The sequence below is a fragment of the Eubacterium callanderi genome (assembly GCF_900142645.1).
GTDB lineage: Bacteria > Bacillota > Clostridia > Eubacteriales > Eubacteriaceae > Eubacterium > Eubacterium callanderi.
Genome location: NZ_FRBP01000019.1, coordinates 44195 through 55050, shown reverse-complemented (window position 1 = coordinate 55050; position 10856 = coordinate 44195). Strand labels below are relative to the sequence as shown.

9 protein-coding genes are annotated in these 10856 nt (G+C 48.1%); 4 read left to right on the top strand and 5 right to left on the bottom strand.

Features of this window, described 5'->3' with window-relative positions; all coding sequences use genetic code 11:
• Positions 1-57 precede the first annotated feature (57 nt).
• The 4 genes from BUC22_RS20450 (at position 58) to BUC22_RS20435 (ending at position 4787) form a co-directional block, all read left to right on the top strand.
• On the top strand, positions 58-2178 hold the full coding sequence (locus BUC22_RS20450) for a glutamine synthetase III family protein (protein WP_013382450.1): 2121 nt from the start codon (positions 58-60) through the stop codon (positions 2176-2178).
• A gap of 117 nt (positions 2179-2295) precedes the next feature.
• Positions 2296-2634 (top strand): P-II family nitrogen regulator, encoded by a 339-nt coding sequence (locus tag BUC22_RS20445; RefSeq protein WP_013382451.1) that lies wholly within the window; start codon positions 2296-2298, stop codon positions 2632-2634.
• A 180-nt stretch (positions 2635-2814) separates the two neighbouring features.
• Positions 2815-4068 carry an ammonium transporter gene (locus BUC22_RS20440; protein ID WP_013382452.1) on the top strand — a complete coding sequence of 418 codons (1254 nt, stop codon included), beginning with the start codon at positions 2815-2817 and terminating at the stop codon, positions 4066-4068.
• A 137-nt stretch (positions 4069-4205) separates the two neighbouring features.
• Positions 4206-4787, top strand: a complete 582-nt coding sequence (locus BUC22_RS20435; protein WP_013382453.1) for a Maf family protein — start codon at positions 4206-4208, stop codon at positions 4785-4787.
• A 6-nt stretch (positions 4788-4793) separates the two neighbouring features.
• Here the strand turns inward: BUC22_RS20435 and BUC22_RS20430 are convergent, their stop codons facing one another.
• The 5 genes from BUC22_RS20430 to BUC22_RS20410 form a co-directional block, all read right to left on the bottom strand.
• A complete protein-coding gene (locus tag BUC22_RS20430; protein ID WP_013382454.1) occupies positions 4794-5669 on the bottom strand; it encodes a DMT family transporter in 876 nt (291 codons plus the stop codon).
• Between the two features lie 143 nt (positions 5670-5812).
• On the bottom strand, positions 5813-7066 hold the full coding sequence (locus BUC22_RS22175; protein ID WP_013382455.1) for a hypothetical protein: 1254 nt from the start codon (positions 7064-7066) through the stop codon (positions 5813-5815).
• A 179-nt stretch (positions 7067-7245) separates the two neighbouring features.
• Complete coding sequence (locus BUC22_RS20420) at positions 7246-8076, bottom strand: phosphoenolpyruvate hydrolase family protein (RefSeq protein WP_013382456.1); 831 nt, start codon at positions 8074-8076, stop codon at positions 7246-7248.
• A 25-nt stretch (positions 8077-8101) separates the two neighbouring features.
• Complete coding sequence (locus BUC22_RS20415) at positions 8102-9316, bottom strand: Tm-1-like ATP-binding domain-containing protein (RefSeq protein WP_041690475.1); 1215 nt, start codon at positions 9314-9316, stop codon at positions 8102-8104.
• A gap of 145 nt (positions 9317-9461) precedes the next feature.
• The gene (locus BUC22_RS20410) at positions 9462-10649 is read right to left on the bottom strand and encodes a phosphoenolpyruvate hydrolase family protein (RefSeq protein ID WP_013382458.1); all 1188 of its coding nucleotides are present in this window, start codon (positions 10647-10649) and stop codon (positions 9462-9464) included.
• Positions 10650-10856: the final 207 nt, after the last annotated feature.

Sequence of the window (10856 nt, the reverse complement as noted above, 5' to 3'; positions counted from 1 at the left end):
TATCATTATCATACGCAGGAAAAATAAAATCATATTATCTATATTTAGGAGGCTGTTATGTCTGAAGAGTTAGAAGTAAAAGATTGTAAGAATGACGTTATTGATCTTTTCGGTTCAAAAGTGTTTAATATTACGGTAATGCGTAAGCGCCTGCCAAAGCACATTTACAAATCCATGATGAGTACCATCAAGGAAGACACGCCGCTGGATGAAAATGTGGCTGAGGTGGTGGCAAACGCCATGAAGGACTGGGCTTTAGAGCAGGGCGCCACCCACTTTACACACTGGTTCCAGCCCATGACCGGCATCACTGCTGAAAAGCACGACGCCTTCATCAGCCCGACCGAGGAAGGCAAGGTCATCATGGAATTCTCCGGCAAGGAGCTGATCAAGGGTGAACCGGACGCCTCCTCCTTCCCTTCAGGCGGCCTCCGCGCAACCTTTGAAGCAAGAGGCTACACGGCATGGGACCCGACCTCCTTTGCTTTTGTGAAAGGGACCACCTTATATATCCCCACCACCTTTATCTCCTACTCCGGTGAAATTCTGGATAAGAAAACGCCGCTTTTAAGATCCATGAAGGTCATCAGTGACGAAGCCATCCGTATTCTCAGGCTCTTTGGCAAAACGGATGTTAAAAAGGTTACAACCACGGTCGGCGCTGAGCAGGAATATTTCCTGATTGAAAGAGATATGTACAAGAAACGCAAGGACTTGATCCTCACCGGCAGAACCCTGTTCGGCTCAAAAGCCCCTAAGGGCCAGGAGAAGGAAGACCACTACTTTGGCCGTATCCGCGGACGTGTCTGCCACTTCATGCGTGATGTTGACCGTGAATTATGGGAGCTTGGCATTCCTTCAAAAACCCGCCACAACGAGGTTGCCCCTGCGCAGCATGAGCTGGCACCTGTTTTCTCAACCTCCAACCTGGCTACTGACAACAACCAGCTGATCATGGAAACTCTGCAGAGGGTCGCTTTCAGGCACGACCTGCAATGCCTGCTTCATGAAAAGCCCTTTGCCGGCGTCAATGGCTCCGGTAAACACAATAACTGGGCTTTAAGCACAGACACTGGTGAAAACCTGCTGAATCCTGGTAAAACACCTTCCGAAAATTTACAGTTTTTAACCTTCCTGGTCGCTGTTATCGAAGCGGTTGACCGCTATCCTGAGTTACTGCGCTGTACGGTTGCCAGTGCCGGCAACGACCACCGTCTCGGCGCAAACGAAGCGCCGCCGGCCATTGTGTCCATCTTCCTTGGCGATCAGCTGACACCGGCCCTCAAATCGCTCGAAACCGGCAAGCCAGTCGAAGAAGCAAAGGATCTGGTTATGGACCTGGGCGTTGACGCAGTTCCGAACTTCATTGTCGACGCAACCGACCGTAACCGTACTTCACCTTTTGCCTTTACCGGCAATAAGTTTGAATTCAGAATGCTCGGCTCAAACCAGTCGATCGCTGGTCCGAACATTGCGCTCAATACCATGGTTGCCGAGGTGCTTGGCGAATTTGCCGATAAGCTGGAAGCCGCCGATGATTTCAAAACCGCATTGATCGACCTGTTAAGAGAATCTCTTAAAGAACATAAGCGGGTTGTCTTCAACGGTAATAACTATTCTGAAGAGTGGGTTGAAGAGGCAGAACGCCGAGGCTTACCAAACCTGAAGGCCACACCGGACGCTTTCGCAACTTACTGTGAACCCAAAAACGTTGAGCTGTTTGACAAGCACGGCATTTACACCCACGGTGAGCTGGACGCCCGTCAGGAAATTCATTTTGAGGATTACAGCAAAACCCTTAATATTGAAGCCTTAACCATGCTGACCATGGCAAAACGTGAAATTCTTCCAGCTGTTCTGGACTACACCAAGGATCTGGCAGATATTTTAACCCAGAAAAAAGCCCTCGGTGATTTCATCGACGCAACTGCCGAAGAAACAGTCCTTCAAAACGTATCTAAATTATCCGGCTCTCTGGTTAAAAAAGTCGAAATTCTCGATAAGACTGTCATTGAAGCTCAGGGCATCGAAGATGTACAGGAACAGGCTCGTTTCTATCAAAACAAGGTCATTGAAGCCATGGAAAGCCTGCGTGCAACCGCAGACGAACTGGAAACCATGGTCGGTGAAAAATACTGGCCATTCCCCATCTATGAAGATCTGCTCTTTTATGTATAAAACACCTTTTAATCTATAATCCCTTCTCAATCGGCTCAAAGAGGAGCCCGTGATTCTGGAAAACGATCCAGAAACGGGCTCCTCTTTTTTTATTATAAAATTTACAAGGAGGTTCTTATGAAAAAATTAGAAATTGTCGTCAAGCCCGACATGCTGGAGGATTTGAAAGACCTTTTAAATACCTGCGATGTCCAAGGCATGATGATTACCAACATCATGGGCTATGGTAACCAAAAAGGCTTTAAAAAATCCTACCGGGGTACATCCTACACGGTAAACTTTTTGCCAAAAATCAAGGTCGAAACCATCACAGACGATGAGACTGCCGGCATCATCATCAAGCTGGTAACCGACCGCCTTACCACCGATGGCATCGGCGGCGGTAAAATTTTTGTTTACGACGTTGCCGATGTTATCCGCATCCGAACCGGAGAAACCGGTTCAGATGCCCTTTAACAACAATTCTACACCCAAACCCTTTCCTGATTTACAAAACCAATGAATACTATTCAAAACGCACTGATAACACTTTAATACTTAAACCATTATTTATCAACGGGGATAGATTTTGATTTTTACGCATCCTGTAAAAATCGAAACCAATCCCTTATTTTTTATTCAGAAAGAGGTCTTATTATGGAAATGCAACAATTAGCAGATATTGTATGGGTTTTTCTTGCGGCATGTCTTGTTATGTTCATGCAGCCTGGCTTTGCCATGGTGGAAACTGGCTTTACCCGGGCCAAAAACGCTGGTAATATTATCATGAAAAATTTCGTCGACTTTATGGTCGGCTCTGTCTTGTTCCTGTGTGTGGGCTTTGCCGTTATGTTTGGCGGCGACGGCGCTTTTATCGGCACCTCCGGTTTTTTTAACTCCACTTCTTTATCTCTGGAACAGTTTGACGCGGTTACCCCTGAGCTGTTCATTTTCTTCCAGACAGTTTTCTGTGCAACCGCAGCCACTATCGTATCCGGCGCTGTTGCCGGCAGAACAAAGTTTACGGCCTATTGTATCTGTTCTGCCTTTGTCAGCTTAATCATCTACCCGGTTTCGGGCCACTGGATCTGGGGCGGCGGGTGGCTTTCGCAGATGGGCTTTATCGACTTTGCCGGCTCCACCGCTGTCCACTCTGTCGGCGGCTGGGTTGCCCTGATGGGCGCTGTTATGGTCGGGCCGCGTATCGGTAAATACAATAAAGATGGCTCGGCCAATGCCATCCCCGGCCACTCGTTGACACTGGGGGCGCTGGGTGTGTTTATTCTGTGGTTCGCCTGGTTTGGCTTTAACTGTGGCTCTACCCTGGCCGTCAACGGCGACATCGGGCATATTGCCATGACCACGAATCTTGCTGCCTGTGCCGGCGGCTTAACCGTCATGTTCTTTACCTGGCTGCGCTATGGTAAGCCTGACGTCTCTATGACACTCAACGGTGTGCTGGCCGGACTGGTCGGCATCACTGCCGGCTGCCAGGTCATCACCCTGTGGGGCGCACTTCTCGTGGGTCTGATCTGTGGTATCACAGTCTCACTTCTGGTGCCTTTTATCGATGCCAGGCTCAAGATTGATGATCCCGTTGGCGCTATCAGCGTCCACGGCGGCTGCGGCGTCATGGGGACGCTGCTGGTCGGGCTTTTAGCCAACTACGCGCCAGGCACCGAGGATGCTGTCACCGGCCTGCTCTACGGCGGCGGCTCCTCCCTGCTGGGCGTGCAGCTCCTGGGCATCATCGCCGTAGCCGCCTGGGCCCTGGTGACCTCTGGAGTGATGTTCTTCATCATCAAGAAGTTCCACGGCCTCCGCGTCCCGCGCGTGGTTGAAATTGAAGGACTTGATGTTCATGAGCATGGCTGCGAAGCCTACGCAGACTTTGTAAGCAGAATCCAGTAAAACATCAAACCGTCAGAACACCACTATAAAACTCGCTCTCCTTCAGCAAGTCTCTCCATCTTCGGATGGGAGGCTTGTTTTTTTAGATTTCCGGGCATATAATAAGGCTAACCAACACGCAATAAAAAGGAGTTTTTATGAAAATCATTCTCGCCTCTGCGTCACCACGGCGCAGAGAACTCATGACACTAGCCGGTATTCCCTTTGAAGCCCGCCCGGTGGACGCTGACGAAACCATTATCTGCTGCACCCCACCCGAGGGGGCGGTCATGATGCTTGCCACCAGAAAAGCCCAGCTGGCTGCCGAACAATTTCCGGATGATCTCATCATCGGCGCAGACACAGTCGTTGCTGCCGGCAAACATATTTACGGCAAGCCTGCTACCAAGGAAGAGGCCTTTGAGACGCTGTCGGCGCTCTCCGGAAAAACGCATCAGGTCTTTACTGGTGTCTGTATTTACACCAAATCCGGTGAACGAAATGCCTTCTGCACGCGCACAGACGTTAGCTTCTTTCCTCTGTCTGAGGACGAAATACGGGCATATATTGCCACCGGAGAGCCTATGGACAAGGCCGGCGCTTACGGTATTCAGGGAAAAGGCGCTCTGCTTGTGGAAAAGATCAATGGTGATTACTACAATGTGGTCGGCCTGCCCATCAGCCAACTTGTACGTGAGCTTAAAAGCTTTAAAGCGCAGATCAGCCTGTCCAAAGAATAAAGCGCCCTACTCTCCGTTAAAGAGTGAGGCCAGCACAATACTTGCCATAATCAAAGCAGCACCAAAAATACCACTAAGCGTAAGGCGCTCCCCCAGTAAAAAAAATGAAAAGATGGCTGTAAAAATCGGCTCTGAGCATAGGGGCAGCGATACAAAAACAGCCGACAAATGCTTAAGCGCAACATTTTGAAGCAGATAGGCTATGACTGTACAGCCAAGGGCCAGATACACCACAGCGAACCATCCCGTAATACCAACCTGGCTGAGCACCTGACCATCTTCCAAAAAAAACGCAAAGACGAAGCAGATAACTGCCGCCACACCAGACTGAATGGTTGACAGTACTTCCGGCCCGATATTGGTTACATGCTTTGAACTGTAGGTAATGGTCGCTGCATAGGAAATCGAGCTGAGCAGGGCCAGCAGCTCACCGATTCCAAAGCGGAAGCCTCCCTGGCTTCCGCATAAAAAATAAAGGCCCAGCACTACCAGACCGACAAAGATAAGTGTCCGTTTTTTTAATTTCCTGCCCAGGACAATATAGGCCATAAACGGGGTGAAAATAACCGCCAGAGCCATCAAAAAACCCGCTATGGTCGCACTGCTGTAGATGAGCGCCAGCGTTGAAAAAATAAAGGCCGCAGCATTAAAAATACTGATGACCACTGCGTCTTTAAAATTATTTTTATTAACCTGTGTCTTAATTTTTTTGCGGAACAAACCATAGCAGATAATAAAGGCGACCAAAAAACGCAGGGCAAGACAATAAAAGGGACTGATGGTTTCCATTCCTATTTTAGCAACAGGATTCCCCAGTCCCCAGAACATGCACTGCAAAATGATAAAGCTTCCGTATATCATACTCTTTGAGTTTCTCATCATACACCATTTCCCGGACAGTCGTTTTTGTTTTGGGTGAGTACTATTCAGTCTAAGCTTTTCAGAACCATTCGTCAAGCAAATCTTCAAAATAAAAACCAGTTCGGATCTGCGTGATCCAAACTGGTCTGTTTTAATAAAGAGAATTAACGAACTGTAGCGTCATTTGTTTCTACAACCACTGCAGTAGGCTGCGGAGCTGCTTCTGATTCATCATTACCGGGCGTCTGGTCTGGAGTTGGAGCAGGCTCGGGTGTCGGCTCAGGTTCTGGTGCCGGTTCAGGCTCCGGTTCGGGTGTTGGCTCCGGAGTCGGTGCGGGGGCTGGTGCCGGCTCAGGCGTTGGCGTCGCTGCCGGTGTTTCCGGCGCTGACGGCGTTACAATTTGTTCAGGCGCAGCGTTGACTTCCTGTCTTGGCGCTGCGTTTTCCGTGCTCTGAAAAGCTGAAGACGGTTCTGTTTTGCGGTTTTCAGGCTGCTCCAGAGACTGTGTGATCATTGGCAGCGGAGGCTGTGACATCTGGAACGGGCTGGCATTAGGATCCATATTGATGGCGTTGCCTTCTGCTTTGCGTTCAATGGGATGGCCCAGCACATTGATTTTACCGGTTGTCACACCACCTGTAATGTTGGCAGGTGAATTGACATACATGGTATTAATGCTGCCGTCTCCTCCAAGGGTCATCTGTGCCTCAGAGGCAAAATTATCAATTACAGCGCCGTTCGCCAGGGTAACGCTGCTTCCCTTCGCGCTGTCAGTCAGCAGCATGGTCTGGATATTTGTTCCCACAACAGCATCCACTCTCGCGTTGATATCAAGGGTTTCTACCGGAGCATTAACATTCAGACGGCAGCCTGCAGCACTCGAACTGACCACTACCTTTTTCATACTGCTGTTAATGGTAACCTCTGTTTGCTGTCCATCAATGACCATCTGGTCAACCCCGGCATCAGGTGTAATGGTGAGATTACTGCCGCCGGCCACCTGAGAAATTTTAATCTCGGGGATTTTTCCTCCGATTTCGGCTGCTGCCGGACTGCTGACATAAAAGCTGTTGCCATGAGAAGCTTTATCGAGCCTTACGATCGTTCCGCTTTTATTGACGATAAGGTCCTGAAAACTGGTATTTTCCAGATGGACGGTTTTGCTGTCCGCATCGGGAATAACGAAAATGTCTCCATCCACCTGGGTATTGCGGACATAAATATCACCTTCCGCACTTCCCTCCCTAATGGTCATATCGCCCTGAATCCTTTCATTACTGGTCAGGGTCACAGACCCGTCGGCAGCGGTGACCGGTTCATTGGTATCATTGGCGCTAACATACTGCACGCAGCCAAAGACAAATAAAGCAATGACAGACATGACAGCAACCGTAGTTGCCATGGATTTTTTCTTCAAAATCGCATTCCCCCTTTTATAGAATTCAATTAACTTTATTGTACCCCAAAACGAGTGAAAGTCACAGTCTATTTCAGTAATAACAGAACGCTTTTGGTAAAATTAAGAAACCCGGCAGCCAATACCGGCTGCCGGGTAAAAAATCTCTTATAGTCCCCGAAAGAGATCCCGTTCAATGCTTATTTTTTAATTTCTTTAAAGGCCTCTGTCTGAGCGGTAATACCTTTTTCCGCTGCGAAACGTTCGATGCTGGAAGCGCCGAAGAAACCGTCAATGCCATCGATACGGTCAATAACATATTTTGCGTCTTCTGGCTCTGCAATCGGACCACCGTGACAGATAACCATGATGTCCGGATTAACTTCGCGTCCGGCTTCCATAATGTCACGTACTTTTACAACACAGTCATCCAGGGTTAAAGCGGTTTTCGCGCCAATGGTTCCTTTAGTGGTGAGACCCATGTGTGCGACTAAAATATCTGCGCCGGCTTCTGCCATTTTACGCGCCTGATCCGGATCAAAAACATAAGGCGTGGTTAAAAGATCAAGCTCATGCGCTTTACGGATCATTTCAACTTCCAGGTCATAACCCATGTCTGTTTCTTCCAGATTCTGTCTGAAAACACCATCGATCAGACCGACGGTCGGGAAATTCTGAACGCCGCTGAAGCCCATGTCCTTTAATTCTTTTAAGAAAACATCCATAACGCGGAAAGGATCTGTACCGCAGACACCAGCAAGTACTGGGGTATCCTTAACAACCGGCAGTACCTCGGATGCCATTTCAACAACAATCTGGTTAGCGTCACCATAGGACAGTAAGCCTGCCAGAGAGCCGCGTCCGGCCATTCTGTAACGGCCAGAGTTGTAGATGATCAGCATGTCTGCGCCGCCGCGTTCGCTGCTTTTGGCTGTGATCCCGGTACCTGCGCCGACACCAACTAAAATATCGCCTTTAGCTCTCTGTTCCTTGTACATTTTAACAATTTCCGCTCTTGTCTGTTGATTCATTATCGTTCTCCTTTAAATATTTTATTTATTTGGCAGCCTGCATTAAGTCAATTAATTTCTGAGCTGCCGCTTCTGCAAATTCCTTATCGTTGACGTGCAGGTCAAATTCTTCCAGATCTACCACATCGCGGTTAACTTCACTGCGGATGGTATCAAAGAGCATTTTATCCTCTTCTGGACCATAAAAAGGTTCGCCCTCAGCGTCAATTCCAGATACGCCCTTAAGCGGCAACATGATGGTTGCCGGTCCTTTTGCTGCGCTCAGCTTTTCAGCGATGACATGCCCGATTTCTTTATTTTCTTCAATGGTTGTCCGCATAAGGGTAATCATTGGATTGTGTTTGTACAGATTGCGCTCCTTAAACTTTTCAGGAACAGAATCCATTGGGCCAAAGTTAACCATATCCACTGCACCAACTGAGACAACCTGTGGAATGCCCATTTTACCGGCGGCTTCCAGACGGTGCGGGCCTGCCGCCAAAATACCGCCGACCAGCTCATCGGCCCATTCTGTTGTCGTAATATCCAGAACACCCTCGATAAAACCGCCTTCTACCAAGGCCTCCATAGACTGTCCGCCCGTACCGGTTGCGTGGAAAATGAGCACCTCATAGCCCCTGGCTTCCAGATATTCCTGCGCTGCTGTGAGGCAGGGTGTGGTAACGCCGAACATTGTGGCTGCTACCAGTGGCTTTTTCTCGATCACATGAGTATCTTCAAATTTTACCATACCGGCTATGGCAAAGGCCGCATTGGCAAAGATTTTAGTGGATATGGAGTTTAATCCAGCTACATCCACAACAGACGGCATCATGACAATATCGCTGGTGCCGACATAGTTTGATACGTCGCCGGAGGCCATGGTGGATACCATTACCTTGGGAACGCCAATGGGCAGTTTACGCATCCCCGGTGTTACCAGAGAGGTTCCGCCGCTTCCGCCAAAGGAAATGATTCCGTCAAACTTACCTTCCTGGTAGAGCTTTGGAACAAGAATTTCCATTCCCTTTGATAAAATTTCTGTCGCATAAGCACGGTCACCCTTAGCTGCGATTTCCTTTATGTCTGCTCCTGCCGCTTTTGCGACTTCCTCGTTGGAAACATCTGCTTCAAATACCGGCTCAAAAACCCCGGTGTTAATGGTCAGCGTATTCAGTCCAAGGCTTTCGATCAGATCCTTGACATACGCATACTCATGACCTTTAGAATCAAATGTTCCTGCAATTGCGATTGTCTTCAAATGCATTTACCCCCTGTAAAAGATTCCAGATGATTTTCAGACAGCCGTTGTCTCCCAATAACGGGCATCTGTATTATCCGGTGTACTTATATGATACTGCCAATCCTTTACAAAGTACATGTGCTTATGTCTTTCCGATTTGTGTTTATGTCTTATGTTTAACCGTTTTCGGTGAAACACCCATATATTTCTTGAATATTTTACTGAAATGGGCCACATCCTGATAACCTACCAGCTCCGCCACTTCAGAAACCCTTAAGTTTTCTTCTTTCAACAGCTTGGCTGCCTTATGAATCCTGAAATTAACCAGATACTCCGGAAAGCTACAGCCCACCTCTTTTTTAAACTGGGCGCTCAGGTGACTTCTTGACACATGGCAGACCTTTGCGAGATCCAGAAAAGATATCTCATTCATGTAGTTTTCCTTTACATATTCCTTTATAAACCCCGTATAATCGTAATACTTGGTAATGCCGTTAAGCATTTTGGACATCAGATCACTCTCATCAATATCATCGGTTGTCTTAAAAGCCTTGGTAATGTTCATGAGCGATTTCTCTGTGGGAATCCGGTCAAAGGCTGATCCGCCGATATAGCCATGTGCGCTGGTATTCTGGTACATGTACTGCACATCCACCGGCGTCTTTACCGGGCCGCCATACAGCATTTTAATAACTTCAGGACGCTGTCGGTCACAAAGTGCATAAATCGCCTCAATACGGTCCTTGCTGGCTACCAGAGACAGCGCCTTTGCCGCTCCCAGCATCCCGCCCTGAGTAAGACCGAGATGTACACAGAGTATGTCTGTCCCAGCGTCCAGCATTGCCCCTGCCTGATTTTCATCAAACACAAAAGCCACCGTCACCATTCCCCGCTCATGAGCCATGCGAAAAACCTCTACCTCATGCTCAAAAGCACTGCCATTTTCCTCCAGCGCCTCTCTGAATTTACCATCAATGAGGCCGATAGTCGGGTAATTATTGATGCCGATAAAACCACTCTGTCTGATTTCATCGAGATAAGCAGCCATATCCCTTGTGGGATCTGTGGCGTTCAGGCCAAATACCACTGGAAAATCACCCACCAGCGGAATAAGCTCCCGCACACCAAACTCATAAACCATATCATTACTGTTGGCATAGGGCAAAAGCCCGCCAAGAGAACCGCGTCCCATCCCGCGGAAAATGCCTGAGTTCAGCGCCAGAAGAAAATCAGCGCCGCCCTGAATCGCGTATTTTGCCGTCAGCCCCGTTCCAGATGCGACTGCGATCAAATGATTCTCTGCATCAATTTCTCTTCTCAATTTCTCCAGAAAAGCTTCCCTCGAAAGCATGCACTTCCCTCCTCACCTTTTTATCCATTATCTGATAATATGCTTAAAACCAGCCCAAGCTGCACCTCTGCTTTGTAAACTTTCCATAGAACAGTGATAATACAACAACTGGTAAAACTATGCTGAATATTCACAAAGTCTAATCTGAAAAGCTTAGTAAAATATTGTTCAATAAAGAAGACATCTCATGTTAAACTTCAACAAAGC

Excerpts from the sequence above, each read along its gene's own strand:
- BUC22_RS20440 (WP_013382452.1), top strand. The coding sequence starts at position 2,815 with ATGGAAATGCAACAATTAGCAGATATTGTATGGGTTTTTCTTGCGGCA.
- BUC22_RS20410 (WP_013382458.1), bottom strand. The coding sequence starts at position 10,649 with ATGCTTTCGAGGGAAGCTTTTCTGGAGAAATTGAGAAGAGAAATTGAT.
- BUC22_RS20430 (WP_013382454.1), bottom strand. The coding sequence starts at position 5,669 with ATGATGAGAAACTCAAAGAGTATGATATACGGAAGCTTTATCATTTTG.
- BUC22_RS20420 (WP_013382456.1), bottom strand. The coding sequence starts at position 8,076 with ATGAATCAACAGACAAGAGCGGAAATTGTTAAAATGTACAAGGAACAG.
- BUC22_RS20450 (WP_013382450.1), top strand. The coding sequence starts at position 58 with ATGTCTGAAGAGTTAGAAGTAAAAGATTGTAAGAATGACGTTATTGAT.
- BUC22_RS20445 (WP_013382451.1), top strand. The coding sequence starts at position 2,296 with ATGAAAAAATTAGAAATTGTCGTCAAGCCCGACATGCTGGAGGATTTG.
- BUC22_RS20435 (WP_013382453.1), top strand. The coding sequence starts at position 4,206 with ATGAAAATCATTCTCGCCTCTGCGTCACCACGGCGCAGAGAACTCATG.